Source organism: Burkholderia sp. FW306-1C-G01B (genome assembly GCF_058781685.1).
Map to the genome: position 1 here is coordinate 381032 of NZ_JBYSWZ010000001.1, position 26314 is coordinate 407345.

The following is a 26314-nucleotide window of genomic DNA, read 5'->3' on the forward strand; positions in this document are numbered from 1 at the left end:
TGCATACAAGATAAAATCGCGGGGAAATGATGGGTAACACAATATGGATTGCATATTTATATGCACTTAACATCATCGCCATTTTTACCGCGATCGTCATCCTGGTAAGCACACTGGATGACCTTACGCTCGACGCCTGCTATTGGTCATTCGAAATCGGGCGGTTTCTGCGTCACGAAAAAACACAGACTATCGATATCGGCATGCTGCGCGCCGAGGAAGAGCGGTATCTGGCGCTCATGGTGCCGGCATGGAAAGAGTATGACGTGATCGCCAAAATGATCGAAAACACATTGGCGACCATGGAATACGAGCGATATGTGATCTTCGTCGGAACCTATCACAACGACGCCGAAACCACGGCGGAGGTCGATCGGATGGTCCGCCGTTATCCGGGCAGGGTGACGCGCGCAACGGTCATGAACGATGGGCCGACCTGCAAGGCAGACTGCCTGAACTGGATCATCGAAGCGATCCTGCGCTACGAAGATACGCATCATATTCAATTCGCGGGCGTCGTGATGCACGACTGCGAAGATGTGATTCATCCGATCGAACTCAAATACCTCAGCCATGCAATTGCGGATAGCGACCTGGTCCAGCTCCCCGTTCTGTCATTGCCGCGGAAATGGAACGAGTTCGTGGCCGGATGCTATATGGACGACTTCAGCGAAACGCACCAGAAGGACGTACCGGCGCGAGCCCGTCTGACCGGCGTCGTCCCCGGCGCGGGTGTTGCGTCCTGCTACAGCAGGCGCGCCATCGAAGCGGCGATGAAGGAGAGCGGCGGCTGTCCGTTCAACACCAGTTCGCTGACCGAGGACTACGACTTCAGCTTTCGGTTGAGAGACCTGGGTATGAAGGAAACCTTTGCCCGCTTTCCGCTTTCGGATATCCCGCAGGATGCAGGGGCCAAGCGCGCAAAGGGCAGTGCCGCCAATCGAAACCTGCTGGCCACCCGCGAATATTTTCCAAAGACATTTCGCACCGCATATCGGCAGCGTGCGCGCTGGATCCTCGGCATCGCCTTTCAGGGGTGGGAGCAACTCGGCTGGAAGGGCGATTTCCTCACCCGCTACATGTTCTTCCACGACCGCAAGGGTATCGTTACCTCACTTTTTTCAGTGATTGCTTACGGTGTACTGATCAATTTCGTAGCGCTTGCCGCCCTTCAGAAATTCGGTCATGCCGTCCCCGTCAGCGCCCCCCTCGTCACGGCGAGCGAATGGATAGCCCCGCTGCTCTGGGTGAACACCGTCATGCTGTTTGCCCGTGCCGCGCAGCGCTACTACTTTGTCAGCAAGCTGAACGGCCCGGTCCAGGGGCTACTCTCGATTCCGAGGATGTTCGTCAACAACCTGATCAATTTCTACGCGGTTTGCCGGGCGTGGCGCATCTATCTCGGCCACCTCGCAAGCGGCAAGCCGATCGCCTGGGACAAGACCAGTCATACCTACCTGTCGAACGAACAGCTCGGGAAAGTACGCCGCAAGATTGGCGAAATCCTGGTCGGTTGGGGCGTGGTCTCACTGGAGCAATTGCAGGCAAGCCTGGAGAAACAGCTGACATGCGGCAAGCGGCTGGGCGAACTGTTGATCGAAGGTAGTGCGATCTCCACCGAATCGCTGGCGGATGCGATCGCGGAACAAGCGGAACTCCCGCGGGTCAGCCTGGGCAATGTGGCGGTCGGCCACTTCGCGGATTCGCTGGCATTCGAACTGCAGTACACGTATCGGGCTATCCCGTTTTCAACCGCAGACGACGGAACGTTGAACGTGGCGGTCGGGCGGCCGCTCACGCAAGACGAACAGGATATCGTGAGGCGCGGCGCCAAAGCGAACATAGCGTATTTCATTGCCTGCGATACGGAGATTGCAGCCGAACTCGCCCGACACTCGCGCCTCGTCGAACTCGCGCGAGCACGCGACGGCGACGATGCAGCGTGGCAGGTTGCTCCAATGCAAAAGCCGTCGGGAGAACAGGCATGAAACGCTCCAGACTCCCGATCGCTGCTGGCCTCAAGCGCTGCGCGCGATTGAGTGCATTGGCGATCGCCGTATCGTTGGCCTGGCAGGCCCCCGCACACGCCACGCAGCCGCTCGCTCCCAAGGCTTATCGGCTCGCCGATGGCGCATACAAGGCAATCAGTGCCGGCGACCTGCCCCGCGCGGAAGAGTATGCACAGCGCGCCCTCAAGATTCAGCCCGGAAGCGAACAGCTCGGGTTGCTGCTCCTCGATGTATTCAAACGTGAAGGAAAAATCGACGAAGCGGACGCCATGATGGAATCGTTAAGCGTTCGGTTTCCGAAAAGCGCCGCGGTACGGGCCGAGCATGGCTACCTGGCGCAGCGGCAACAGCGCTACGACGTGGCGTGCAGCGATTTCTCGGCCGCCGTCGCGACAGGTAAATGGAGCAAGGAGCAGCAGCGCAACCTGCGTCTCGCATGGTCGGACAGTGCGCTCGCGGCGCATCGTCCGCATGACGCCGGCATTGCACTGGCGCCGCTGGCAGATGAAAAATCGGCCGCGGTTCAGTTGCGTATCGCGCAGTTGAGCTTGATGTCGGGCGATCGCGAAAGCGCGATCCGCGTGGCGGATCTTGCCGCCCGCGACGCGACGACGGACGCCGAGCGGAAAATGGCCGCGTCGATCGTGACGCAGGCCCAGCAACCCGAGCAGGCGCCGCAGATACCGGTGGACGATACCGCGACACAGAAGTTGCAGCAGGCCTATGACCTGCTGCGCGAACACAAGGATCGCGAGGCGCTCGACGCATTCCAGGAGGGTTTCGACGGCGGAGCCGGCAACGCGATGAACTACGCGGACGCAGGTTATGCCGCCAAGCGTATCGGCTTGAACGAGCAGTCCGTCGAGCTGTTCGAGCACAGTCTCGACGCCGATGAAAACGAACACAAGTTCGATGCGCAGCACAAGTTCGGCTATCGGCGAGAAGTCGAGCAACTTCAGCGCACCTGGGGCTTCGTGCTGAGCGCGCCCTACCAGTCGGCCGCGTTCGGCCCGCAAGGCACCATCAGCGTGTTGCAGCCGGGTATCGAAGCGTACTGGCAGCCACCGAAGATCGGCTACCAGAACGGACGCATTCTCCAGTTCTTCGTGCGCGGATACGGCACGGCATACGACGGAAGCGGCAACGTGACCGGCATGCCGACCGTGCAGGGTTCGGTGGGGGTTCGCTACAAGCCGATACCCGACCAGAACGTGGTGATGACCGCCGAGCGGCTTTTCCACGTCGGCAGCCTGTCGATGACGGACTGGCTGATGCGCCTGGGCTATTCGTCGGAGGCGGGGACCGACCTGCGGGTCACCGAACCGAGCTGGCGTAGCTGGCAGGCCTATGTCGAAGGTGCGTACTTCATCAAGGCAGGCCGATACATCATCTATTCGGAGTTGCGTTACGGGCACACCTGGCGTTTGACGGCGCTCAGCGATCGGCTGACCGTCTATCCGCATGCCGCGGTGGCCGGCGATCACGACAACCGCCAGCCGGACAAGACGGCGATCGGTGCGGGGCCCGGCATCCAGTTCCGGTACTGGTTTCGCGAAGGCAGGTATAGCGCGCCGGCGAGCTATCTGGATGTCACGGTGCAATACAGGTTCCCGTTGACGTCAGCGGTACGCGCACGTGGTCTCGTGGTACGCGCAACATTGTGGTTTTAACCTGCGACGCTGACGCTTACGCGCGGATGGCGCGATCAGCTGGGAGACTTGAGCGTGATGATCGTTTGACGCAGCAGCTGGAAGTAGGAGCTCGTCGAGTACGGGAGCATTTGTTCGACGTAGTTCCACCAGAAGAAACCACCGATGAAACGCGGGTCGTTCATGGTGTTGACCATCGGGTAATAGGTTTTGATCAGGTTCTGCTGCACCGACGCCGGCGCGGAGATATCCGACGTACCGATTTCGCCGAAGCCGACCTTCGCGTTCGGGAAAATGCTTTCCAGCGCCGCGAAATCGTTCTTCCACGACGGGCTCAGCCCCGGGCAATCCTGGTACGGGTAATAGCTGAACAGCGCATAGTCGGCCTGCTGGCGAACCGTCGAGGACAGGAACGTCGTCGGCCAGGTCTTCCAGTAATCCTGGGGTTTCTCCCAGCAGTTGGTACCCTTGCTGTCGTCGTTGTAGTACAGCGTGATCGCAGTCTTGCCGCCGTTCGATTTGACGATCGTGTTGGCCGCGGCGACCATCTGGCCGATCTGCTGTTCTTGCGAATTGACCACCGAGTTCGTACCGCTCGGGTCGTTGCGCAGCCATTCGCCGTTGATTTCGTTGGCGATCTCCCACACGTCGACGGTGTTCTTCAGTTGCGACACCAATTCCTGCGTTCTCGCTTGATACGTGGAGAGCGTCGTCGGGAAATAGTAAGAATCGTAGATCTCGCCCATCACATACGCGACCGAATGCAGGCGCAGCAGCGGTGCGTAGTAGTCCGAGGCCGGCGTACCCGGATCGAACACGACGCGCACGGTCGGCCGGTACGGCAGGTTCTGCAGCGACGCGATGATCGCATCGAGTTTCGTCAGGTCGTCGAGCGTGACGCCGTAGACCGGATTCTTCAGGGGTTCGACCTGAGCTTGGGCGGACTGGGAAAAAGGCAAGAGCCCAGCATAAGCAATGCACGCGGCAACGGCCGTGCGCGAGATGTTTTTCGTCAGTCTTTTCAAAACGTCCTTCCGTCCTAAAGTAAGAAGAAGCGCGATTTTAGACGAAAATAAAAGCCAATTATCGGATGATATCGACAGAAATGGCTCCGGAACATCGCAGGGCGATGCCTCGCGCAGGAGAAGTTGCGACGCGATGCCTTCGGGAGAAATGTCCAGCATCCCTAAACGAACACCCAGCAACATTGGTTCACAAGGCGGCCAAATAGTGAAACCCGTCACCAGCGGGATTCGGCTATGGATGCCTTGCGAACCCGTCGCCGCCCTGCTTCCGACGCTCGATCACGCAAACGTATGCGGTTGGTTTCAATCACCGTCAACGCCGCCATAGTCACCATCCGCAGCACCGGCGAACTCGAAGTGAGGGTGTTTACGGATGCGCTGACGCTCGGCAGGAACGGTCCCACCGCCGCGTTACTACCCGTTTCGGTCTTGAGCCGGCTGTACGCGATGTGGCTGGCGTCCACGTTTGGACCGACCGGCAGGTTGGCAGCGCTCTTGAGCAGCGACGTCGGACCCGCGATTTACGGCGGGTATGGAAGCAACGATCACCGTAGGGTCGACCCAGGGTCGCCTGGTCGTGAAACGCACTCGCTGCGGCAGGTAATGAGTTGGGGTATGCGGCGCAACGCTCGCACCTACCGCGCGGCCGATGCTGACATAGAATGAAAAAATGCTCGGTTGAAGATGAGCTGATGGCAAAAAAAAGGAGTGCCAACATGAGACGCCTTTATTTCCTCGTACCCGATACGCAGATGGCGAAGGCGATCGTCGACGACTTGCTGCGCGCGCGCATCATCTGGCGCCATATCCACGTCCTCGCCAATCACAGTGTCACGCTCGATCAGTTACCCGAAGCATCTTTGCTGCAAAGCAGCGATGTCGTGCACGCGCTCGAGCGCGGCGTCGCACTCGGCGGCGCGACAGGCGCGCTTATCGGTCTCGTCGCGCTTGTGTTCCCCCCTGCGGAGCTCGTGATTGCGGGCGGCGCCGTCGTCGCGTTGACGTTGGCGGGAGCGGGCTTCGGGGCGTGGACGGCCGCTATGATCGGCATCGCCGAGCCGAACGCGCGACTCCAGCGATTTCGTGACGCCATACGGGACGGCCAGATTCTGATCATGGCCGACGTGCCGGCATTACGAGAGCAGGAAATCGAGGAGATGGTCGCCCAGCATTTTCCGAAGGCGGATCTGGAGGGCGGCGAGCCTACGACACCGATCTTTCCCTGAAACTCGAAAACCGGCATACGCAACACCGAGGCCGGCTCTGCATCGAGCGTGCCGGCTTCACGCCAGTGTGAAATCGGCATACGTCCACGCGGGAGAATTGCCGGGGTGCTCCCCGGTACAGGGGCTATTCCGTGACGTCACATGCCTCTTTGCGTCGCATCCAATCAGACGCCCGCAATCGCGCGGCGCCGCAATCCCCGTTCCCTATCCCGACACGCGCCGGCGCCCTCGCCAGCATTCATCGATGCGTATCGCCGAGCGCGCTATCGCATAACCGCAACCTCGGGCGGCATGCTGCCGCGCGCCAACTGCTTGCCTGCCGACACGACGATGCCGAACTTCGAGCGGAACGCCGTCGTGTCATCCATCGCGCAGGGTTTTTGTACCTTGCGTTGGCACCCATATCTGCCATTCTGAATCGAATAAGGACTTACTTTTGACGCGAGTGGCGCCTTCTGAACCTGAGTGCTGAAGCTGAACTGTCGGCAAGGAGGTCATATGGAACTGAACATTCAATCGCACCATTGGCAACGGCGCAGGCCCGACTGGCTCGCCGCTGCCGTGGCCGGTCTTGCGGGCGGCGCCCTGGTGATCGTGCTCGAATTCTTCTGGTCGACCATGGTGATCGACGAAAGCCCGTGGCAACCGACCCACAAGATCGCGGCAATGGTGATGGGCCGCAGCGCGCTCGAACAGATGTCGGTCTTCAGCTTCGGCATCGTGGGGATGGCGCTGGTACTGCACTACGTGCTCGGCGCCATCATGGGGATGATGCTCGCCGCGATCATTGCGCCGTTCCGCTTCGATTCGAGCGTCGGCATGGAGGCCGTCATCGGGCTGGCCTTCGGGATCGTCGCGTATGTGTGGAACTTCTATGTGATGACAGCCGTGTTCCCATGGTTCGTCTCGGAGCGGGGTTCCGGGCCCTTGTTGGCAAACCTGCTGTTCGGCGTGGTCACCGCCGTCGTCTACGGCACGCTCGAACGGCGCAAGCAGGACGCGATGCACTGACGCGCCGTTTTTTTCCGCCGTGCCCAAAACCGGCGCCCTCGCGGGACGGCCGCCTCGACAACCGATGCCGGAGGCGGCCATTTTGCATTGCATCGCAGCGAGCGGCTCCTCCATTCGCGCGATACGCCTATGGCGCGCGCTGCCCTATTGCGCTGCCTTGCACGATGCAAAGGAGAGGACTACCTTTGCTTTAACGCCGCTTGCAACGCTTGGCGAATCGGACCTGGCAGAGTGCCGGCGAAAACAACAATACGAAGTACGGCAAGGCGGCACAACGACGCCAGGAGCGCTTGTCGGCGGCTCCGGCGAGTGACACGCAGCGAGGCGGCCCATGGCGCTTGCGATTGCCCTGATCCTGATCATCGTACTGGCGGTGGGGTTTCACTTTGCCAGTCCCTGGTGGATCACGCCGATCGCGTCGAACTGGGTGCGCATGGACGACATGCTGACGATCACGATCGTCATTACCGGCGCGCTCTTCATCGCGATCAACCTGTTCATCGTGATCGCACTGATGCGCTACCGCCACCGCAGCGGGCATCGCGCGGCCTACGAGCCGCACAACAGGCGGCTGGAATGGTGGCTGATCGGCCTGACCGCTGTCGGCGTGGCGGCGTTGCTGGCACCGGGGCTTTTCGTCTACGCGGACTACATCCGGCCGCCGCGCAACGTGCTGCAGATGGAGGTGCTCGGCCAGCAATGGCAATGGCGCTTCCGCTTCGCCGGCCCCGGCGGCAAGCTGGGCACGACGGACGTGCGCTACATCGGCAACGACAACCCCTTCGGCCTGAACCCCGGCGACCCCAACGGCCGTGACAACTACCTGATCGAGGCGCCCGAGGTACACCTGCCGCTCAACCGGCCGATCCAGGTCCTGGCACGGTCGCGCGACGTGCTGCACGACTTCTACGTCCCGCCGTTCCGTGCGCGCATGAACATGGTGCCCGGCATGGTGACCACCTTCTGGTTCACGCCGACCAAGGCGGGGCGCTACGACATCCTGTGCGCACAGCTTTGCGGTATCGGGCACTCCGGCATGCGCGGCGTGGTGGTGGTGGAAGACGAAGCATCGTTCTCGCGCTGGCTCGCGCAGCAGGCCACGTTCGCGCAGCGGCAGCAGGCCAGGGTGCAGGCAGCAGCAGCCGCTACCGGCGGCAGCGCCCAGGCGCTTGCCGACCAGGGCAAGACGCTCGCGGCGGCCAAGGGCTGCGTCGCCTGCCATACCGTGGACGGCAGTCCGCGCGTGGGCCCCACCTGGAAAGGCCTGTACGGCAAGACCGAAACGATGGCCGACGGCAGCACCGCGAAGGTGGACGAAGCCTATCTGCGCGCCTTCATCCGCGACCCGAAGGCCCGCGTCGTGAAGGGCTTCTCGCCCGTCATGCCGACTTTCGACCTGAGCGAGCAGGAACTGACCGCGCTGGTGACCTACATCGAGTCGCTAGGCGGTCCGGCCGCCAGCAGCGCAACGAATCCCTAGCGAATTCCCAGCGGAGCACATGCAATGCCCTACGCGCACACCGACCACGCCCCGCAAAGCTTCTGGACCCGCTATGTCTGGAGCCAGGACCACAAGGTCATCGCCGTGCAATATGCGCTGACGGCCATCGCCATCGGCCTGGTCGGCATGGTGTTGTCGGACCTGATGCGGCTGCAGCTCGGCTTTCCGGGCAAGTTCAGCTTCATCGACGCCAACCATTACTACCAGTTCGTCACCATGCACGGGATGATCATGGTGATCTACCTGCTGACGGCGCTGTTTCTGGGCGGCTTCGGCAACTACCTGATCCCGCTGATGCTGGGCGCGCGCGACATGGTGTTCCCGTTTCTCAACATGCTGAGCTACTGGGTCTACCTGCTGGCCGTGCTGGTGCTGGTGGCGAGCTTCTTCGTGCCGGGCGGGCCGACCGGCGCGGGCTGGACGCTGTATCCGCCGCAGGCCATCCTGCCGGGCACGCCGGGCGTGGAATGGGGCATCGTGCTGATGCTCGTGTCGCTGGCGATCTTCATCGTAGCGGCAACGATGGGCGGCCTGAATTACGTCACCACCACGCTGCAGGCGCGCACCCGCGGCATGACGCTCATGCGCATGCCGCTCACGGTGTGGGGCATCTTCATCGCGACCATCATGGCGCTGCTGGCGTTTCCGGCGCTGTTCGTGTCGGCGGTGATGATGCTGCTCGACAGGATACTCGGCACCAGCTTCTTCATACCGGCCGTGGTGTCGATGGGGCAGACGCTCAAGCATGCCGGCGGCAGCCCGCTGCTGTTCCAGCACCTGTTCTGGTTCTTCGGGCATCCGGAGGTCTACATCGTCGCGCTGCCGGCCTTCGGCATCGCGTCGGACCTCATCAGCACGCACGCGCGCAAGAGCATCTTCGGCTACAGGATGATGGTATGGGCCATCGTCGTCATCGGCGCGCTGAGCTTCGTGGTCTGGGCGCACCACATGTTCGTCGCCGGCATGAATCCGTACTTCGGCTTCTTCTTTGCCACGACCACGCTCATCATCGCCATCCCGACCGCGCTCAAGGTCTACAACTGGGTGCTGACGCTGTGGCGCGGCGATATCCACCTGACCGTGCCGATGCTGTTTGCCATCGGTTTCATCAGCACCTTCGTGCTGGGTGGGCTGACCGGGCTCTATCTCGGCAACGTGAGCGTGGACATTCCGCTGTCGAACACGTATTTCGTGGTGGCGCACTTCCATATGGTGATGGCCGTGTCGCCGATCCTGGTGGTGTTCGGCGGCATCTACCACTGGTATCCGAAGGTGACGGGCCGCATGCTGAACGATACGCTCGGGCGCGCGCACTTCTGGATCACCTTCGTCGGCACCTATGCGATCTACTTCCCGATGCACTATCTCGGCATCCTGGGCATGCCGCGGCGATATTACGCGTACGAGGGCTACAGCTTCATTCCCCATTCGGCGCAGACGCTCAACACCTTCATCACCGTCGTTGCGCTGATCGTCGGGGTGGCGCAGTTGCTGTTCGTGTACAACCTCGCGTGGAGCCTCGTGCGCGGCAAGCGCGCCGACGGCAACCCGTGGCGGGCCACCACGCTCGAATGGCAGACGCCGCAAACGCCGCCCGTGCACGGCAACTGGGGCGCCGCGCTGCCCGTCGTCTACCGCTGGGCTTACGAATACAGCCCGCCGGGGCACAAGGAAGACTTCGTCCCGCAAAACCAGCCGCCTGCGACAGCGCCCGAGCCGGCGGCCCACCCGACGCTTCAACCCGGCGAGGCTCGCGAATGACCACACTGCCCCGCCCCTACGTTCCCGACGCGCCGCCGGTCCTGCCGAATGCGAGCCGCATCGGCCTGATGGTCTTCATGGCGGTGGCGACGACCTTGTTTTCGCTGCTGCTGCTCGCTTATGGCATGCGCATGCGCGAGCCCGACTGGCAGCCGATCCCGCATCCGGCGCTGCTGTGGTGGAACACCGGCGCGCTGGTGCTGGCAAGCGTTGCCATGCAGCGTGCCCGGCAGCTGACCTTGCACCGCGTGGCGTGGCTCGCGTCCGGCGGCGTGCTGGCGGCCGTGTTCGTGATCGGGCAACTGATCGCCTGGCGCATGCTGTCGGCGGCCGGGCAAACCGTCACCGTCAATCCTTCCAATAGCTTCCTCTACCTGCTCACCGGCCTGCACGGATTGCATGTGCTGGGCGGGCTGGCGGCCTGGGCCGTGACGATCGCGCGTCTCCGGCGCACGGACCCGTTCCGGGCCCAGCGCGCCATCGCGCTGTGCGCCCTCTACTGGCATTTCCTGCTGGCGGTCTGGCTCGTGCTGCTGGCGGCGATGTGGTGGCTCACCCCTGCGTTCGTCGCGGCCATCTGCGGGCCGCTGTATGGAGCCGCGCCATGACCGCCCCCACGCTTCCCACCGAATCCGCCGACACCCCGCCCACCGACGCCGGGCCTGACGGCTGGCGCGGCATCGTCACGGACTGGTCGGCCGACCGCGAAGCCTTCAAGGTGCCGTGGGGCAAGGCGATGATGTGGATCTTCCTGCTGTCGGACACCTTCGTCTTCAGCAGCTTCCTGATCGGCTACATGTCGGTGCGCATGTCGACCACGGTGCCGTGGCCCGATCCCTCCAAGGTGTTCGGGCTCACGGTGGGCGGCGTGGACGTGCCGTTGCTGTTGATCGCCATCATGACGTTCACGCTGATCACCAGCAGCGGCACCATGGCGATGGCCGTCAACTTCGGCTACCGGCGCAACGCCAGGCGCGCCGCCGCCCTGTTGCTGGCCACCGCGCTGCTGGGCGCGACCTTCGTGTCGATGCAGGCCTTCGAATGGACCAAGCTGATCGTCCATGAAGGGATTCGCCCGTGGAGCAACCCGCTGGGCGCGGCGCAGTTTGGCGCGTGCTTCTTCATGATCACCGGGTTCCACGGCTTTCACGTGACCTGCGGCGTGATCTACCTGCTGCTGATCGCGCGCAAGATCCTGCAACCGGGGTTTACCGAGCACGGCAACTTCCAGATCGTCGAGATCGCCGGCTTGTACTGGCACTTCGTCGACCTGGTGTGGGTGTTCATCTTCGCGCTGTTCTATTTGTGGTGAGGCAGGCCATGGACCACACCGATCCCGCCGATCGACCCGACGCCGCGCACGGCCAGCAGCATCCGATCGGCCTTTACCTGAAAATCTGGGGCCTGCTGTTCGTGCTGAGCACGTTGTCGTACATGGTGGATTACTTCCACGTGCAGGGCCTGCTGCGCTGGGTGCTGATCGTCGTGCTCATGATCGCCAAGGCCGGGCTGATCGTATCGATTTTCATGCACATGATGTGGGAGCGGCTGGCGCTGGTGTACGCCATCCTGATCCCGCCCCTGTGCCTGCTGGTGCTGATGGTGCTGATGGCGGCCGAAGCGCATCACACTTTCGGCATGCGGGAACTCTTCTTCCACTGATCCCTTCGCCGCCCGTTCGTCACGCGACGAGCGCTTCGCACATGCAGGAGGACGCCATGAAATTTTCACGCCGACGTTTTATTGCAACCACCACCGTTCTGGCATCCGCGCTGGCATTTGGACGCCGCGCGACGGCGGCAGATGCCGGCGCCGTTCAGGAATCCGATGCAAATGCCCAGGCCCTCGGTTACAAGACGGATGCAAGCCGGGTCGACCATGCGAAGTTCCCGAACTTTCAGGCGGGCCAGGCTTGTGCGAACTGCCAGTTCTTCCAGGGCAAGACCGGCGTCGCGATGGCACCGTGCACCATTTTCAGCGGCAAGCAGGTCAATGCCAAAGGCTGGTGCAGCGCCTATGCGAAAAAGGCGTAGCAGAAACGGCGTGGCGGCCGTGCTGCCGGCGGCCTGAAACGGCATCGGCGTGCCAAAGTGGAATTGCGTCTCGTGTGCGCGTTGGAGCGGCCGCTCGCCGATGCGTGTTGGGCGGCAGCAACCGGCCGAGTACCGACAAACGCGGGGGGTGGCCGTAGCCCTCCCCCACAAGCGCCGATCGATCAGGCAGAAGCACTCCGATTGGCCTCGATCACCGTCAACGCCGCCATATTCACGATCCGCCGCACCGTCGAGCTCGAAGTGAGGATGTTCACGGGCGCGTTGACTCCGAGCAGGAACGGCCCCACCGCCACATTGCTGCCCGCCTCGGTCTTGAGCAGGTTGTACGCAATGTTCCCCGCATCGACGTTCGGACAAACGAGCAGATTGGCAGCGCCCTTGAGCGGCGACATCGGAAGCAGCCGCGACCGCAGCCCTTCATCGAGCGCACAGTCGCCGTGCATCTCGCCATCCGCCTCGATATCAGGCGCCTGCTCCCGGACGATCTCCAGCGCCCGGCGCATCTTCACACCCGAAGCCGCGCTGCCTGAACCGAAGTTCGAGCGCGACAGCAACGCAGCCTTCGGCGTCAGGTTCAGCCATTCCATCTGCCGGGCCGCAGCAATCGTGAATTCCGCGATCTGCTCGGCATCGGGATTATCGTTCACGTGCGTATCCACCAGCGCCACCGTCCGCTGGTCGAGCAGCAGAATGTTCATCGCCGCGTAGGTGGACGCACCGGGCTTCTTGCCGATCACTTCGTCGACGAACCGCAGGTGATTGTGATACTCGCCGACCGTCCCGCAAATCATCCCGTCCGCATCGCCGAGCCGCACCATCATCGCGCCGATCAAGGTCAGGCGACGCCGCATTTCGACGCGCGCCATCTCCTTCGAAATGCCGTCCCGGCAGCGCAGTTCCCAATACGTTGTCCAGTATTGCGGGAACCGCTCGTCATATTCCGGATTGGTCACTTCGACATCCTGACCGAGCCGAATACGCAGACCGAACCGCTCGATCCGCGCCAGCAGCACCTCCGGACGCCCGACCAGGATCGGACGCGCAAGCTTCTCGTCGACGATCACCTGCACGGCGCGAAGCACGCGCTCGTCCTCGCCTTCGGTGAAGACGATCCGCGCCTTGCCGCCGTCACGCACAAGCTGACGCGCCGTCGCGAACAGCGGCTTCATGAACGCGCCGGAGTGGTAGACGAATTGCTGCAATTGCTCGACATACGCGTCGAGATCCGTCAGCGGGCGCGTCGCCACGCCGCCTTCCATCGCCGCCCTGGCCACGGCCGGCGCGATACGCACGATCAGGCGCGGATCGAACGGCTTGGGAATCAGGTATTGCGGGCCGAAGGCCACGTCGTACGCGCCATAGGCCGCCGCCACCACTTCGTTCTGCTCTTCCTCCGCAAGCCCCGCGATCGCGTGAACGGCGGCGATTTCCATTTCGCGGGTGATCGTCGTCGCGCCCACGTCCAGTGCGCCGCGGAAAATGTACGGAAAGCAGAGAACGTTGTTGACCTGGTTCGGATAGTCCGAGCGGCCCGTCGCGATGACGACATCGTCGCGCGTCGCATGCGCCAGTTCCGGGAAGATCTCCGGCGTCGGGTTGGCCAGCGCGAGAATCAGCGGACGCGCCGCCATCTCCTTCAGCATCTCCGCGCTCAGGATGCCGCCGACCGACAGGCCCAGGAACACATCCGCGCCGCCGATGACTTCGGACAGCTTGCGCGCATCGGTTTCCTGCGCGAAGCGCGACTTTGCCGGGTCCATCAGCGTGGTACGGCCGCGATAAACGACGCCTTCGATGTCGGTCACCCAGATGTTTTCGACCGGCAGCCCGAGGTCGACCAGCAGGTCCAGGCAGGCCAGCGCGGCCGCACCGGCCCCCGACGTCACGACCTTCACCTCCGAGATCGACTTCCCGACGACCTTCAGCCCGTTGATGAAAGCAGCCGATACGGTAATGGCGGTGCCGTGCTGATCGTCATGGAAGACGGGAATCTTCATGCGTTCGCGCAGTTTCTGCTCGACCGTGAAGCACTCCGGCGCCTTGATGTCCTCGAGATTGATGCCGCCGAACGTGGGTTCGAGGCCGGCGATGATGTCGACCAGCTTGTCCGGATCGGTCTCGTTGATCTCGATGTCGAAGACGTCGATCCCGGCGAACTTCTTGAACAGGACGGCCTTGCCTTCCATCACCGGCTTGGATGCGAGCGGGCCGATGTTTCCCAGACCGAGCACCGCGGTGCCGTTGGTGATCACGCCCACCAGATTGCCGCGGCTCGTGAAGCGGTGCGCCTGCAGCGGATCGGCCGCGATCGACTCGCACACCCCCGCCACGCCCGGGGTGTAAGCCAGCGCGAGATCGCGCTGGGTCACGAGCGGCTTGCTGGCGACGACCGAGATCTTCCCCGGCGTCGGAAACTCGTGATAGTCGAACGCTGCCTGCTGCTGTGTCTCAGTCTGTTTCATGTCTTTCGGTCCGGGCACGGGCGCCAGGCCAGTCCCGGCGCGATCCTTGGAGGTGATTCTAGAGATCCGCCATAAGGAGATGATTCTGTTTTAATATCGGTCCATCACTTTTTCATGATGGGTGCGTGGCCAGTCAATGACTTTTGACGCAAACGACGTGGTCAGGCGGCTTGGCGCACGTCTGAAGATTCGGCATCTGGTGCTGTTGCTGCAGATCCAGCAGCACGGGTCGCTGACGCGCGTCGCGGAGCACATGGCCAGCAGCCAGCCCGCCGTGACGAACGCGCTGTCCGAGCTGGAGAGCATGTTCGGCACGCCGCTCTTCGAGCGCTCGTCGCGCGGCATGCGGCCGACCGCGCTCGGCGCGGTCGTGCTCGAACGGGCGAAGGCGATGATCAAGGATCTCGACCACCTCGCCCGCGAGATGGAGGCCGTCGCCGCCGGGCATGCGGCCCACCTGCACATCGGCGTGATTCCGTTCATCTCCGGCCAGATGCTGTCCGCGGCGCTGAAGCGGCTGCAATCGCGCATGGAACGGCGCCTGACCGTGACGATTCACGAAGGCACCAGCGATCAGCTGCTGCTGCAGCTCAAGGATCACAGCGTCGACATCGTGATCGGGCGAGCGTCGTCGGCGATCGATCTGGGCCGGGTTTCGTTTGAGGTGCTGTACCAGCAGCAGCCGCGCATGATCGCGAGCCGGCGCCTTGCCGCGAAACTGGCCCGCACGACGCTGGACTGGAACAAGCTGCACGCGCTCGACTGGATTCTCGGCGCGCCGCATACGCCGATGCGGGAACAGGTGACCGACCTGTTTCTGTCGGCCGGCATCCCGCCGCCCGTTCCGATCGTCGAAAGCTACTCGTCCAAGCTGATCGGCGAAATGATCGCGTCGAGCGACGAGGCCGTCTCGATCGTGCCGGCCGATATCGCGGAGGAACTGGTGCGGATTGCCGGCGTGGCGATCGTGCCTTACTCGCTGGTGTGGACGCTTCCGCCGATTGCGCTGTTTACCCGCTCCGCCGATTCGCACTCGCCGGCGCGGGATTTGCTCGTCGAAGCGCTACGGGAGGTGTGTAAGGAGACGTATGGGGAGGCGCGGAGATAAGGTTTGTCCCAGGCAAGGGACCTGCTGCACGGCTACGAACAATTCATACTCGCGGTGCGAGCGGTCAATCTTGGCTGCTTCTCATATTCGCGCATGCACGCTCTCGGTCACGCCAATGTTCACTCGTGGCTTCGAAGACATCCGTCTACCGCTATCGATAAAAGCGTGACGCGAGAGACAGTCCCGCCGCCCAACGCGGCTCGACAGAAATTCACCCCTCCGCCCGCTGACAAACCACCTCGATATTGTGCCCATCCGGCCCGATGACGAACGCCGCGTAGTAATTCGCGTTATAACGCGGCCTCAACCCCGGCGCGCCATTATCTTTCCCGCCCGCCTCGAGCGCCGCACGATAGAACTCGTCGACTTGCCGCCGATTCTCGGCCTTGAACGCGATGTGAAGATGCGCGGGCTTCTCCGTCGTCTGGAACAGACACAACGAAGGCTGCCACGGCCCCGGCGGACAAAGCTCGACGCCGTACGAAGGCTCCCCCTCCCCCGCAACCACCACACCAAGCGGCTCGAGTGCCTTGAGGAAAAACGCCTTGCTCGCTGCGAAATCGCTGACTCCGAATTTGACGTGGTCAAACATCAGTTCCCCCTCGGATAGTTGGGCTCGCCCGCGCCCCGACGTGAAGTGCGGATCACCGCGATGTTGCCACATGCAGCCATCGACGGCAGCCCCGTCCGCCCCATCACCCCAGCTCGAACGACGTCACCCCGAACACGCGCTCGAGCGCGATCGCGGGTGCGTCTTTCGTGTACATCCGTGCGGTTTCGAAGACGCTCGTCATGCCGTGCCGTTCCGCCAGCGCGACGGCCGCGGGATTCGTCTCCGGCACGTCGAGCACGATGACCTCGCCGGGCATGCTTGCCGCCAGCGCGCGAAACAGCCCGGTGGCAACGCCCGCATCATCGGCGAAGAGCGGGCCGATCTTGCAGCCCGCCTCACAACGGCGCACGACACCGTATCCGGCGACACGGCCGGCGTCGACCGTTGCGAGCGCAACGGCATCCGGTTGTGCGATCCACGCGGAGACGAAACGCTCGCGCGCTGCGGGGAAACACTGGCGATCGTAGTCAAGCAACTGCTCGAACGGCACATCGCCTGCTGCCGCTACATGCGCGCACCCGATGCCGTTCACGCGGCCCTGATAGCGGATGTTGCGGTACGCGAGCCGGAACCCGGACTTCCCGTAGTTCGCCTGCTGGGCGACGACACCATCGAGACCGATGTTGCGGTCGCCAAGATAACGCATGCCGTGCTGCCAGATTCGCATACCGAAGCCTTTGCCGCGAAACCCGGGCTTCACGATGTAGAGGCCGATGAAACCGAAGTGTTCGTCATAGGCGACGGCGGAAAGGCACGCGACCGGCTCGCCGCGCCAAACACCGACGAAGAACCCTGCCGGGTCCGCTTCCCTGAAACAGTGCGGATCATGCCAGCCGGGGTTCCACCCTTCAGCAGCCGCCCATTCGACCGACATGGCCAGCTCGTCGGCCGACATGGTGCGCACGATAAAGTCACCGCTTTGATCCATGGTTCGCCCCACTCGCGGCTTTAGAGATCGCCGCCTCGTGTTACGGAAAATGCATCGGGAAAGCGCCAGCAAGCGAGCACCGGCCAACTGACGGAACAGGCCGGGCAATCGTGCCCGAAGCCACGGCCGCCGATCGCGTCATCATAATCCCAAGGGCGGGCATTCCTCGAATGTCCGAACGGTCGACCGGCTGCAACGGGTCGCCGAGCACCCACCACCAAAATCCGCGAAGAACAAAAAAAGCCCGACAAAGTCGGGCCAATGGGTTTGAGACACAAGGAGAATACCGCCCACCCCACACCGGGCGGTCACGCCGCGCTACACGACGTTCTTTTCGACGATCGGCCGGTTTTCCAGCACCCGCGCCCAGCCGAGCGGCGACAGGTCGAGCGTTTCGTAACGCCCGCCCAGAATGAGTTCACTAACCCCGCGCCCCGTCGCCGGCCCCTGCTGCAGCCCGTGGCCGCTGTAGCCGTTCGCGAACACGACGTTATCGAGTTCCGGGTGATACCCGATGATCGCGTTGTGGTCGAACACGTTGTACTCGTAGTACCCGGACCAGCAGTTCTCCACGCGTAGCGCCTCGAACTCCGGCACGCGATTCGCGAGCGTCGGCCAGATCACGTCGTCGAACAGGTCGTGATCGACTTCGTCGAGCGGCAGATCGTCCGGGTCGCGATCCGGGCTCGGCGACGTGCCGCAAATATACGTGCGCCCTTCCGGCCGGAAATACACGCCCGTCGGATCGATCAGCAGCGGACAATCGGCGAGCTTCGCCGGCGACGACACGTTGAAGATGCTGCGGCGCCGCGCATACACGGGAATGTCGATGCCCATCATCGACGACAGCGTGCGCGTCCACGCACCGGCCGCGTTGACCAGCGTGTCGCACGCATAACGCTCGCCGTCGCCCGTCACGACATGCGTGATCTTCCGTCCATCGCGTTCGACCGACTTCACGTCGGCGGCCACATAACGCGCACCGAGCGCCTGCGCTTTCTTGCGCAGCGCCTGCACGAGCCCGTAGCCGTCGAACCAGCCTTCGCCGCTCACGCCGTACGCACCCGACACGAGATCGTCGACGTTCAGCCACGGAAACTTCGCGCGCAGTGCATCGCAATCCATCAACCGGATATCGGCGCCGAGGCTGGTCTGCAGCGCGTGGTTCTCGCGCAGCGTCGCATCGCCGGCCGCCGTCGCGAGGAACAGGTAACCGCCTTCGTGCAAATCGATCGACGGCCGGTTGCCGTCCACTTCGAGCCGTTCGCCGATCGTGCGCAGGAAGCCGATGCCGAACAGCGACATCTCGATCGACAGCGGCGTCGAGAACTGTTGGCGAATCGACGCGGCCGACAGCGCCGACGACGATCGCGCATAGGTGGGGTCGCGTTCGATGACGGTCACGGCGACCGTCGGATCGGTGGCGCGCAGGAAATAGGCGATCGAGCTGCCGATCACACCACCGCCGACGATGACGACTTGAGAACTCACGACTGACTCCAGTTGCACGTAAAAGGCACGGCCAGCCGGCCACGCCCGTTGGTTGTTCGTGCCGCGTCGCACGCGGCGTCGCGTCCGCAGACTTCCCCGGCGATCGCCCCGGCATGCGCCGCGATCGCAACCGATCGCTCACGGTATTTCAGCACGTCCGGCATCGCCGCGGAAGTCCGCGCGCGCTTGCGTTCAATCCGCCGATTTCGTCGTGACGGGCTGCCACGCGGCGTTCTTCACTTCATACAGCGTCGAGCTCGGGTTCTTCAGGTCGCCCGTGTTCGTGAACGCGATCGTGCCCGTGATGCCGTCGTAGCGCGTGTCCTTCAACGCGCCGTTGAAATCGGCCGGCTTCGTCGAATTGGCCTTCTGCATCGCGTTGATCGCGATCCACGTCGCGTCGTACGCGAACGGCGCATACGCGAGCATGTCGACGCCGTACTTCTGCCTGAATTTCGTTTCGAACAGCTTGCCCTTCGAGAGGCGCGACAGCGGCTGCCCGTATTCCCACACGGCCGCGCCTTCCGCCGCGTTGCCGGCCAGCCTGATGAAGTTCGCGTTCATCACGCCGCCGCCCGCGAGAAACTGCGCGCGGATGCCGAGTTGCCGCATGCGCTTCACGAGCATCGCGGCCTGCGCGTCGAGGCCGCCGAAGAACACGAGATCGGCATTCGTGCTCTTGATCTTCGTGAGCTGCGCGCTGAAGTCGACGGCCTTGTCGTTCGTGAATTCGCGCGCGACGATCGTGCCGCCGTTCGCCTTCACGGCCTTCTCGAATTCGTCGGCTTCGCCCTGGCCGAACGCGGTGCGATCGTCGAGGATCGCGATGCGCTTCGCCTTGGTCACGCTCGCCGCGTAGGCGCCTGCGTTGCCTGCGTTCTGCGTGTCGGTCGCGATCACGCGGTACACGGTGCCGAGCCCGGCCCGCGTGATGTCGGGATTGGTCGCCGACGGCGTGATCATCGGAATGCCGGCCTTCGCGTAGATCTTCGACGCGGGCAGCGTCGTGCCCGAATTGAAATGGCCGATCACGACGGCCACCTGCGCATCGGCGAGCTGCTGTGCGGCTTGCACGCCGGTGCGCGGATCGCTCTGGTCGTCCTGCGACGCGACGACGAACTTCACGGGCTTGCCGCCCACCGTCGTGCGCGCGGCATTCGCTTCGTCGACGGCCATGCGCACGCCGTTCTCGATGTCCTTGCCGTACGCGGCGCCGCCGCCCGTCAGCGGGCCGGCCACGCCGACCTTGACGACCGTCTCCTGCGCATGGGCCGCGCCCGTCTGGAACGCGAGGATCGCGGCGGTCAATGCAACGCCGGAAAGCGAACGAATGCGGAACGTCATGGCAATCCTTCTTCTGTGGGTCGGGATGCAACGCGCGACTGCCGCGCGTCGGCGACCTCTCGCGTGCCGGTGATGTCGTCCGCCGCCGGGGCGCCATTCGACGAAGGCGTCAAACCGGTCGGCCGATCACTGCGGTTCCGTCTCCGAAGAACCTTTCACCGCGAAAGAGGTGAACGGATTGTGGGTAGCCAATACCCGTGCAGCAAACGAATTATCGGAACTACGTTGTGAGGATTTTTCATCAAGTTCCGCGCGGCCGGCCCGCGCGACGGCCGGCCGTGAGCCGAAGGCGCCAGTGGAGATACGCGTCGGCGCCCGTCCAGAAAGGCCGGCTGCGGTCATGCCGATGAAGCATCATCGCCGCGACGCCGGCACGCCATCGCGACGCCCGCAGCGTCGCGTCATCCGGTCAGTGCCGATCCGCGCCCGTATGCTTGCGCACCGCATCGGCCGCCTCGCCGGCTTTCTCCTGGATCTTGCCGGCCTGCTGTTCGGCGATGCCTTCCGCTTCCGTCTCGCGGTCGCCCATCACCTTGCCGAGCGCTTCCTTGACCGACCCCTTGACCTGCTTGAGCTTGCCTTCGATGCGATTCCTGTCCATGGTCGTCTCCTGCGACGGTTGGGAAAAGCCGGCGGCGTGACGGCCTGCGCCGCACCGCCGAGTGGACAGGTTTGCACGCATCCGCCGCGCATGGCAGATGCGGATGCACCAGCGCGCATGGTGCATTCGCACCGGCGGCGTCAGTCCTTGCCCTTCTCCCCACCCTTCTCGCGTGCGCCGTTCGCTTCGGCTGCGCCGACGATCCCGCGCTCGCGCGCCCACACGATCGCCTCGCCGCGGCTGTGCACGTCGAGCTTCGCGTAGATCGTCGCGACGTGATTGCGCACGGTGTTCGGCGCAAGCCCGAGGCGGCCGGCGATCTCCTTGTCGGCGAGACCGTGGCACAGCAGATCGAACACGTCGCGCTCGCGCGCGGTCAGGTCCGACAGTTGCGCCCCCGCGTCCGGCGCATTCGCGCGCCGCACGTTCGCGAGCTTCTCGATCAGCGTGCGGCTGAACCACGACGCATCCTGCATCGCGGTTTCGATCGCGTAGACGAGCTCCATCTCGGTGCGCTTGCGATCGCTGATGTCGAGCAGCGCGACGAGCAGGCAATCCCGCCCGTGAATCGCGACAGGATCGGCCGACACGACGCAATCGCGCACGTCGCCGTCGCGCGTGCGGATCTGCACATCGGCGTTGCGCACATTGCCGTCGCGCGCGAGCCGGGCCTCGATACGCTGCCACGCACCGCGTTCGGCCCACAGCCCGATCTCGTCCGCGGATTTGCCGAGCAGGTCGTCCTGCGGATGGCCCGTCATCGCGGCGAAGGCATCGTTGACGTCGAGCAGCTCGCAACGGTCGGCCGTCACGATCGCGGTCGCGACCGGCGCCATCCGGAATGCCGTCGCGAAGCGCTCCTCGCTCTGCCGCAGCGCGCGCTCGGCCTGCTTGCGCGGTTCGAGATCCATGAACGTGAACAGCATGCAGGCTTCGTCGTTCATGTCGATCGGCTGCCCGGCGACGACCACCGCCTTCGTGCCGCCGTCGGCGACTTTCAGCACGGCTTCCATCTGCGGAATCGTCGCGCCTTCGCCGAGCCGCTCGATCGCAAGCTCGCGCCGCTCGGCCTGTTCGAGCACGTCGATCTCGTACACCGAGCGGCCGAGCACGTCGTCGCGCGCGTGGCCCGTCAGGTCGAGAAAGCCCTGGTTGACCTTCACGTAGCGCAGATCGTCGAGCCGGCAGATCACGGCCGGCGCCGGGTTCGCGTTGAAGGTGCGCTCGAAGCGCTCCTCGGCGCTCGCCCATTCGGTCGCATCGTGCAGCACGAGCGCGAGGCAGTCCGGCTCGCCGGCCGCGTTCGTCAGCACGAGGCTGCGGATCCGGTGAACCCAGCTCACGGTTTCATCGGCGGCCGATTCGACTTCGACCGTCACGTCGCTGAACTCCTCGCCGGCGATCACGCGATCCATCGGATAGTGGCCGTCGCGCACCGGATGGTTGTTCCGGTAGCGCAGCCGGAAGCGCTCGCGATATTCGGTGACGGTCGCGCCGAGCGCCGTCAGCTCGGTCACGCCGTGCATCGCGAGCGCGGCCTCGTTCGCCCACACGATCCGCTGGTCGGGCTCGACCAGGATCACGCCCTCGGTGAGCCCCGCGATGATCTGGTGCAGCTGGCGCCGATCGGTATGCGACTTGAGCGCCTGTTCGTTGACCTGTTCGTTCATCGAATGGTTGTCCATGTCATCAACATGACTGCCGGCCCGGCCGCGCCTCTGTCGACACGCGCCGGCCGGCGCGTGTGGCGATGATCGCTTGTCGCCCATCGGCGCGACAGGCGCGAATGCACTACCCGCCATAGTACATTCGCACGGCCCGCCGCTACCGTACGGCATCGCGCCGATCGTCGCCGCTTCCGTCCCGCCCTCCCCCGCATCTCGGGCAACCGACGCACTCCATCCCCGTCACCGCCCCCGTGCAAACGCACTAGTCGAACAGGTGAATTTGCGCGATGTCCCCATCCGTTCGCATCGGTACGCTGGTACTGCATCGGCGCTCATGCGCTGCTTTCCGAACCGCACAGGAGAAGCACGATGAAGCTGCATCAGACACCCGATCCGACGCGGCCCGAACCGCCTCCGGACAGTCCGCCCGAACCGTCTCCCGGCACGGACCCGCCGGTTCCGCTGCCGCCCGACGTGCCGCGCCCGGACATCCCGCCGCGCGAGCCCGGCTACGACACGCCGATCGCCCGGTGATCGATAACGCCGTTCGCACTTACCCATTCAACACGCCAATCGACGGAGAACTTCAATGAACAAGACCCGGCATTTTTCGACCCTGCTCGCCGTTGGCGCAGCCTTCCTGCTGAGCGCCGCGCCGCTCGCGAGCGCCTATGCGCAGGACACGTCGGCCGACAACGGCAACGGCATGCAGGCCGAATCGAACCAGCCCGTCACCGACACGTGGATCACGACCAAGGTGAAGACCCAACTGGCCTCCACCGACGGCGTGAAGAGTCTCGACATCGGCGTGAAGACGGTCGACGGCGTCGTCACGCTGACGGGCGTGCTGCCCTCGAAGATCGCCGTGAAGAAGGCGATCGCCGTGTCGCGCGCGGTCAAGGGCGTGAAGCACGTCGACGCATCCGGCCTGAAGGCAAAGGCCTGACCTCCCGCGCGGCGGCTGCCGCGCTTTTATCCCATTCCGACAAGGAGCACACGATGAACGAGGACAAGATCAAGGGCCAGTGGAAGCAGCTCACCGGCAAGCTGAAGGCCAGGTGGGGCAAGCTGACCGACGACGATCTCGCGGTCGCGGAAGGCAATCGCGACTATCTGACCGGGAAGATCCAGGAACGTTACGGGATCGCCCGCGACGAGGCCGAGAAGCAGTTGAAGGAATTCGATCGCGAGCTGTAACGCAACCGGCAAACCGCAACCCTTACCCCGCCGCGGCGCCGCCGGCGTCGCGGCCGCCAGGACAACGACATGGGCAAATATCTGATCGCCTGGCTGCTCGGCGTGCCGGTCGGGCTGCTGGTGCTGTTTTATCTGATCACGCACATCTTCTGACGGCGGCGCGGCGTCCGGCGCGCTCCGCCTGCGCCTGCGCCTGCGCCTGCGCCTGCAGGCTACCCACCCGACAGCGCCATCGACGGCGATCTGCCGCTGCCGATCGAACGTCCGCGCGCATCCCGCTGTATCACGGGCCACCCAACGCAAATCGGGCAGGACGCATGCGCTCCCTGCCCGATCGGCTCGTTGCTTCGGCAGCGGGGCGCAGCGCCCCGCTTTACGTTCGTTACTTCGCCGCGTTCGCCGTCATCTTGAAGATGCCCTGCGCGTTGCCCGCGTCGAAACGCAGGTCGGTCACCCAGCGGCGCGCAGCCTGGTCGAACGTGCGCTTGCGCGTGATGAACTCGTAGAACGAGCCCGGCACGTTGCGCTTCACCGTGCCGCCGTCGCGCGTGCGGAACTCGCGCTCGACGGTATCCGCGCGATACGCGGTCTGGAATACGCGGCCCGAGCGCGAGCGCTCGACTTCCGGCTTCATCGGCCGGCCTTTCGCCTTCTCGTCGTCGGACAGCTTGAACACGTCGGCGACGCGGTCGGTCGCATGGTTGAACGCGTTGCCTTCGGTCGAGATCCACGCCATTTCCGCCGATTCCATCAGCAGCGTTTCGTAGTCGAGTTCGTTCGGCAGATCGTGCTGGCGCGCGAAGGCGCCGACGATCTCCGGCAGCAGCGCGTGCGCGGCGTCGAGCGACAGCCAGCCTTCGCGTTCGACTTCCCACAGCAGCGCGACGGCCGCCGGCGACAGCGGATCGCGCGACGAGCTCACGACGTTCGTCACGGCCTGCTGGAATTCCTTCGAGAAACGTTCCGGATGCAGTTCGCTGACGAAGAACTGCGCGATCTCGTCCGGCGCATCCTCGTGTGCATACGCGCGGCCGGTCATGCCGAGCTTGTCGAGCGGATAGCGGCCGTTCAGGCGGAAGCCGAGCGGACGCAGGATGCGCGTGAACGCGGCCTCGCCCGGCGGCAGCGCGCCCGTGTGCGGCCAGCGCACCGTGCGGAGCGCGCCGTGGTCGAAGTAGACCGAGCCGCCGCTTTCGATCGCGTCGGCCGTGTACGCGCGGCCGTTCGCCGAACGCTCGAGCAGCCCTTCGAACAGCGCCATGTTCATCGCCTGCGCGATCTCCGCGCGCGTCACGACGCCGTCCTCCCATTCTTCGAGGATGGCCGGCATGTTCAGGGTCGAGAACAGGGCGTCGGTCTTCGCCTGTCCCAGCAGCTTCGTCAGCAAGCTCTCGATATTCGGATTGCGCATCAGGATTCTCGTCTCGGGGGACCGCCGGCAAACGTGCCGGCCACTCGTCGGCCGGCCGCCCGGCGGGCGCCTGACCTTGCGTGGGGAGCATTATTCAAAGGGTTGCAGCCGGGCGTAAAGCGAGATTAAATTGAAACGTGATGAGTTTTTGGAATTATCGACCGTCCCCGACCCGCTCGCCGGCCCGCGCCGCGCGGGTCAGTTCGTCAGACAAATAGAGCATCATGCGCAAATTCAAGATCCCCAACATGGGCGCACTGGTGGCTTTCGAAGCCGCCGCGCGCCACGAGAGCTTCACGCACGCGGCCAAGGAGCTGTTCCTGACCGAAAGCGCGGTATCGCGGCAGATCGCGACGCTCGAGGCAAGCCTCGGTGTGCGGCTGTTCGCGCGCGTGAAGCAGCGCGTCGTGCTGACGCGCGCCGGCAAGCTGTATGGCACGCAGGTGCGGCGCGCGCTGGAAGCGCTCGACCGCGACACGCTGTCGATCATCGCGCACGGCAGCGGCGGCGGCTACCTGGAGCTCGCGGTGCTGCCGACGTTCGCGTCGCACTGGCTGATCCCGCGCATCAAGAGCTTCTACGACCGCACGCCCGACGTGCGCGTGAACATGGGCAGCCGCACCGACCTGTTCTCGTTCGAGGACACCCATTTCGAGGCCGCGATCCACTACGGCAAGCCGACCTGGCCCGGCACGTCGTCCGACTACCTGTTCGGCGAGGAAGTCGTGCCGATCTGCTCGCCCGCGCTGCTCGACGGGCCGGTCGAGCGTGTCGAGGATCTGCTCGCGTATCCGCTGCTGCACTCGACGACGCGCCCCGGCGCGTGGGCGCAGTGGTTCGAGACGCATGGCGTCGAAGATATCCGCACGATGCAGGGCGTGCGCTACGAACTGCATACGATGCTGATCAGCGCGGCCGCGGCCGGGCTCGGGATCGCGCTCGTGCCGAAGTTCTTCGTCGAGGAGCAGTTGCAGCAACTCGGCCTGGTCGTGCCGTGCGACGCGGCGACGGTCGGCGATTCGGCGTACTACCTCGTGTATCCGACGGAATTCAGCCACAGCAAGCCGCTGGAGCTGTTTCGCGGCTGGCTGCTCGAGCAGGCGAGCGCGTATGCGGCGCCGGACGGGGATGCGAACGGCGCCGACGCGGAGGATGACGAGGACGTCGAGTAACGCGCTCGCTTCAGTCACAGCGCCCGGGCGCGGCCATTCATGCTCGACACATCAAACGCTTTCCGGAACATTGGCAGCAAGGTG

The 26314-nt window shown here is 64.1% G+C and carries 25 protein-coding genes; 15 read left to right on the top strand and 10 right to left on the bottom strand.

The features are described from left to right. Positions 1-26 precede the first annotated feature (26 nt). Both AC3WLY_RS01695 and AC3WLY_RS01700 read left to right on the top strand, forming a co-directional pair. On the top strand, positions 27-1988 hold the full coding sequence (locus AC3WLY_RS01695) for a glycosyl transferase family protein (RefSeq protein WP_492309571.1): 1962 nt from the start codon (positions 27-29) through the stop codon (positions 1986-1988). Then, positions 1985-3679, top strand: coding sequence for an NfrA family protein (locus tag AC3WLY_RS01700; protein ID WP_425130443.1), 1695 nt, complete (start codon positions 1985-1987; stop codon positions 3677-3679). Before AC3WLY_RS01695 ends, AC3WLY_RS01700 begins: the two co-directional genes overlap by 4 nt. Before the next feature lie 35 nt (positions 3680-3714). Here the strand turns inward: AC3WLY_RS01700 and AC3WLY_RS01705 are convergent, their stop codons facing one another. Continuing rightward, a complete protein-coding gene (locus tag AC3WLY_RS01705) occupies positions 3715-4683 on the bottom strand; it encodes a hypothetical protein (protein ID WP_425130537.1) in 969 nt (322 codons plus the stop codon). A gap of 215 nt (positions 4684-4898) precedes the next feature. Further along, positions 4899-5204 (bottom strand): phosphate acyltransferase, encoded by a 306-nt coding sequence (locus tag AC3WLY_RS01710; protein ID WP_492309614.1) that lies wholly within the window; start codon positions 5202-5204, stop codon positions 4899-4901. A 195-nt stretch (positions 5205-5399) separates the two neighbouring features. On the opposite strand from AC3WLY_RS01710, the gene AC3WLY_RS01715 reads away from it, so the two are divergent. The 8 genes from AC3WLY_RS01715 (at position 5400) to AC3WLY_RS01750 (ending at position 12215) form a co-directional block, all read left to right on the top strand. Next, positions 5400-5909 carry a DUF1269 domain-containing protein gene (locus tag AC3WLY_RS01715; RefSeq protein ID WP_175960810.1) on the top strand — a complete coding sequence of 170 codons (510 nt, stop codon included), beginning with the start codon at positions 5400-5402 and terminating at the stop codon, positions 5907-5909. Positions 5910-6407: 498 nt separating this feature from the next. Then, positions 6408-6920: a hypothetical protein gene (locus AC3WLY_RS01720; protein ID WP_175960812.1), complete on the top strand. Its 513-nt coding sequence runs from the start codon at positions 6408-6410 to the stop codon at positions 6918-6920. Between the two features lie 331 nt (positions 6921-7251). Further along, the gene (locus AC3WLY_RS01725; protein ID WP_492309572.1) at positions 7252-8400 is read left to right on the top strand and encodes a c-type cytochrome; all 1149 of its coding nucleotides are present in this window, start codon (positions 7252-7254) and stop codon (positions 8398-8400) included. 24 nt (positions 8401-8424) lie between these two features. Continuing rightward, a complete protein-coding gene (gene ctaD, locus AC3WLY_RS01730) occupies positions 8425-10182 on the top strand; it encodes a cytochrome c oxidase subunit I (protein ID WP_175960816.1) in 1758 nt (585 codons plus the stop codon). Beyond that, on the top strand, positions 10179-10790 hold the full coding sequence (locus AC3WLY_RS01735) for a cytochrome c oxidase subunit 3 (protein ID WP_492309573.1): 612 nt from the start codon (positions 10179-10181) through the stop codon (positions 10788-10790). The genes ctaD and AC3WLY_RS01735 overlap by 4 nt, the downstream gene beginning before the upstream one ends. Beyond that, on the top strand, positions 10787-11494 hold the full coding sequence (locus AC3WLY_RS01740) for a heme-copper oxidase subunit III family protein (protein ID WP_072438472.1): 708 nt from the start codon (positions 10787-10789) through the stop codon (positions 11492-11494). The genes AC3WLY_RS01735 and AC3WLY_RS01740 overlap by 4 nt, the downstream gene beginning before the upstream one ends. An 8-nt stretch (positions 11495-11502) precedes the next feature. Beyond that, positions 11503-11844, top strand: coding sequence for a cytochrome C oxidase subunit IV family protein (locus AC3WLY_RS01745; protein WP_034181991.1), 342 nt, complete (start codon positions 11503-11505; stop codon positions 11842-11844). Positions 11845-11900: 56 nt separating this feature from the next. After that, positions 11901-12215 (top strand): high-potential iron-sulfur protein, encoded by a 315-nt coding sequence (locus AC3WLY_RS01750; protein ID WP_175960822.1) that lies wholly within the window; start codon positions 11901-11903, stop codon positions 12213-12215. 182 nt (positions 12216-12397) lie between these two features. Here the strand turns inward: AC3WLY_RS01750 and AC3WLY_RS01755 are convergent, their stop codons facing one another. Then, positions 12398-14698: an NADP-dependent malic enzyme gene (locus tag AC3WLY_RS01755; RefSeq protein ID WP_072438470.1), complete on the bottom strand. Its 2301-nt coding sequence runs from the start codon at positions 14696-14698 to the stop codon at positions 12398-12400. A 136-nt stretch (positions 14699-14834) separates the two neighbouring features. On the opposite strand from AC3WLY_RS01755, the gene AC3WLY_RS01760 reads away from it, so the two are divergent. Beyond that, on the top strand, positions 14835-15806 hold the full coding sequence (locus AC3WLY_RS01760; protein ID WP_492309574.1) for a LysR substrate-binding domain-containing protein: 972 nt from the start codon (positions 14835-14837) through the stop codon (positions 15804-15806). 211 nt (positions 15807-16017) lie between these two features. Here the strand turns inward: AC3WLY_RS01760 and AC3WLY_RS01765 are convergent, their stop codons facing one another. The 6 genes from AC3WLY_RS01765 to AC3WLY_RS01790 all read right to left on the bottom strand — a co-directional run bounded on the left by AC3WLY_RS01765 (position 16018) and on the right by AC3WLY_RS01790 (position 22453). Further along, positions 16018-16398 carry a VOC family protein gene (locus AC3WLY_RS01765; RefSeq protein WP_072438466.1) on the bottom strand — a complete coding sequence of 127 codons (381 nt, stop codon included), beginning with the start codon at positions 16396-16398 and terminating at the stop codon, positions 16018-16020. A 103-nt stretch (positions 16399-16501) separates the two neighbouring features. Next, positions 16502-17347 carry a GNAT family N-acetyltransferase gene (locus AC3WLY_RS01770; protein WP_492309575.1) on the bottom strand — a complete coding sequence of 282 codons (846 nt, stop codon included), beginning with the start codon at positions 17345-17347 and terminating at the stop codon, positions 16502-16504. Between the two features lie 318 nt (positions 17348-17665). Then, positions 17666-18838 carry an NAD(P)/FAD-dependent oxidoreductase gene (locus AC3WLY_RS01775; protein ID WP_492309576.1) on the bottom strand — a complete coding sequence of 391 codons (1173 nt, stop codon included), beginning with the start codon at positions 18836-18838 and terminating at the stop codon, positions 17666-17668. A 192-nt stretch (positions 18839-19030) separates the two neighbouring features. Further along, a complete protein-coding gene (locus AC3WLY_RS01780) occupies positions 19031-20182 on the bottom strand; it encodes a branched-chain amino acid ABC transporter substrate-binding protein (protein ID WP_492309577.1) in 1152 nt (383 codons plus the stop codon). Between the two features lie 409 nt (positions 20183-20591). Continuing rightward, a complete protein-coding gene (locus AC3WLY_RS01785) occupies positions 20592-20783 on the bottom strand; it encodes a CsbD family protein (protein WP_492309578.1) in 192 nt (63 codons plus the stop codon). A gap of 140 nt (positions 20784-20923) precedes the next feature. Further along, complete coding sequence (locus AC3WLY_RS01790) at positions 20924-22453, bottom strand: PAS domain S-box protein (RefSeq protein WP_492309579.1); 1530 nt, start codon at positions 22451-22453, stop codon at positions 20924-20926. A gap of 366 nt (positions 22454-22819) precedes the next feature. On the opposite strand from AC3WLY_RS01790, the gene AC3WLY_RS01795 reads away from it, so the two are divergent. The 3 genes from AC3WLY_RS01795 to AC3WLY_RS01805 are packed head-to-tail and all read left to right on the top strand — an operon-like array spanning position 22820 to position 23647. After that, on the top strand, positions 22820-22984 hold the full coding sequence (locus tag AC3WLY_RS01795) for a hypothetical protein (protein WP_175964246.1): 165 nt from the start codon (positions 22820-22822) through the stop codon (positions 22982-22984). A gap of 55 nt (positions 22985-23039) precedes the next feature. Continuing rightward, the gene (locus AC3WLY_RS01800) at positions 23040-23396 is read left to right on the top strand and encodes a BON domain-containing protein (RefSeq protein ID WP_425130448.1); all 357 of its coding nucleotides are present in this window, start codon (positions 23040-23042) and stop codon (positions 23394-23396) included. Positions 23397-23449: 53 nt separating this feature from the next. After that, the gene (locus AC3WLY_RS01805) at positions 23450-23647 is read left to right on the top strand and encodes a CsbD family protein (protein WP_175964248.1); all 198 of its coding nucleotides are present in this window, start codon (positions 23450-23452) and stop codon (positions 23645-23647) included. A gap of 382 nt (positions 23648-24029) precedes the next feature. Here the strand turns inward: AC3WLY_RS01805 and AC3WLY_RS01810 are convergent, their stop codons facing one another. Beyond that, positions 24030-25058, bottom strand: a complete 1029-nt coding sequence (locus tag AC3WLY_RS01810) for a DUF1338 domain-containing protein (RefSeq protein WP_065502925.1) — start codon at positions 25056-25058, stop codon at positions 24030-24032. Between the two features lie 224 nt (positions 25059-25282). On the opposite strand from AC3WLY_RS01810, the gene AC3WLY_RS01815 reads away from it, so the two are divergent. Further along, positions 25283-26230 (top strand): LysR family transcriptional regulator, encoded by a 948-nt coding sequence (locus tag AC3WLY_RS01815; RefSeq protein WP_425130449.1) that lies wholly within the window; start codon positions 25283-25285, stop codon positions 26228-26230. The last annotated feature ends 84 nt before the right edge of the window (positions 26231-26314 follow it).

Excerpts from the sequence above, each read along its gene's own strand:
- AC3WLY_RS01755 (WP_072438470.1), bottom strand. The coding sequence starts at position 14,698 with ATGAAACAGACTGAGACACAGCAGCAGGCAGCGTTCGACTATCACGAG.
- AC3WLY_RS01760 (WP_492309574.1), top strand. The coding sequence starts at position 14,835 with ATGACTTTTGACGCAAACGACGTGGTCAGGCGGCTTGGCGCACGTCTG.
- AC3WLY_RS01745 (WP_034181991.1), top strand. The coding sequence starts at position 11,503 with ATGGACCACACCGATCCCGCCGATCGACCCGACGCCGCGCACGGCCAG.
- AC3WLY_RS01750 (WP_175960822.1), top strand. The coding sequence starts at position 11,901 with ATGAAATTTTCACGCCGACGTTTTATTGCAACCACCACCGTTCTGGCA.
- AC3WLY_RS01720 (WP_175960812.1), top strand. The coding sequence starts at position 6,408 with ATGGAACTGAACATTCAATCGCACCATTGGCAACGGCGCAGGCCCGAC.
- AC3WLY_RS01695 (WP_492309571.1), top strand. The coding sequence starts at position 27 with ATGATGGGTAACACAATATGGATTGCATATTTATATGCACTTAACATC.
- AC3WLY_RS01790 (WP_492309579.1), bottom strand. The coding sequence starts at position 22,453 with ATGAACGAACAGGTCAACGAACAGGCGCTCAAGTCGCATACCGATCGG.
- AC3WLY_RS01770 (WP_492309575.1), bottom strand. The coding sequence starts at position 17,347 with ATGGATCAAAGCGGTGACTTTATCGTGCGCACCATGTCGGCCGACGAG.
- AC3WLY_RS01815 (WP_425130449.1), top strand. The coding sequence starts at position 25,283 with ATGCGCAAATTCAAGATCCCCAACATGGGCGCACTGGTGGCTTTCGAA.
- AC3WLY_RS01805 (WP_175964248.1), top strand. The coding sequence starts at position 23,450 with ATGAACGAGGACAAGATCAAGGGCCAGTGGAAGCAGCTCACCGGCAAG.
- AC3WLY_RS01810 (WP_065502925.1), bottom strand. The coding sequence starts at position 25,058 with ATGCGCAATCCGAATATCGAGAGCTTGCTGACGAAGCTGCTGGGACAG.
- AC3WLY_RS01780 (WP_492309577.1), bottom strand. The coding sequence starts at position 20,182 with ATGACGTTCCGCATTCGTTCGCTTTCCGGCGTTGCATTGACCGCCGCG.
- AC3WLY_RS01800 (WP_425130448.1), top strand. The coding sequence starts at position 23,040 with ATGAACAAGACCCGGCATTTTTCGACCCTGCTCGCCGTTGGCGCAGCC.
- AC3WLY_RS01740 (WP_072438472.1), top strand. The coding sequence starts at position 10,787 with ATGACCGCCCCCACGCTTCCCACCGAATCCGCCGACACCCCGCCCACC.
- AC3WLY_RS01735 (WP_492309573.1), top strand. The coding sequence starts at position 10,179 with ATGACCACACTGCCCCGCCCCTACGTTCCCGACGCGCCGCCGGTCCTG.
- AC3WLY_RS01795 (WP_175964246.1), top strand. The coding sequence starts at position 22,820 with ATGAAGCTGCATCAGACACCCGATCCGACGCGGCCCGAACCGCCTCCG.
- AC3WLY_RS01725 (WP_492309572.1), top strand. The coding sequence starts at position 7,252 with ATGGCGCTTGCGATTGCCCTGATCCTGATCATCGTACTGGCGGTGGGG.
- AC3WLY_RS01765 (WP_072438466.1), bottom strand. The coding sequence starts at position 16,398 with ATGTTTGACCACGTCAAATTCGGAGTCAGCGATTTCGCAGCGAGCAAG.
- ctaD (WP_175960816.1), top strand. The coding sequence starts at position 8,425 with ATGCCCTACGCGCACACCGACCACGCCCCGCAAAGCTTCTGGACCCGC.
- AC3WLY_RS01700 (WP_425130443.1), top strand. The coding sequence starts at position 1,985 with ATGAAACGCTCCAGACTCCCGATCGCTGCTGGCCTCAAGCGCTGCGCG.
- AC3WLY_RS01785 (WP_492309578.1), bottom strand. The coding sequence starts at position 20,783 with ATGGACAGGAATCGCATCGAAGGCAAGCTCAAGCAGGTCAAGGGGTCG.
- AC3WLY_RS01715 (WP_175960810.1), top strand. The coding sequence starts at position 5,400 with ATGAGACGCCTTTATTTCCTCGTACCCGATACGCAGATGGCGAAGGCG.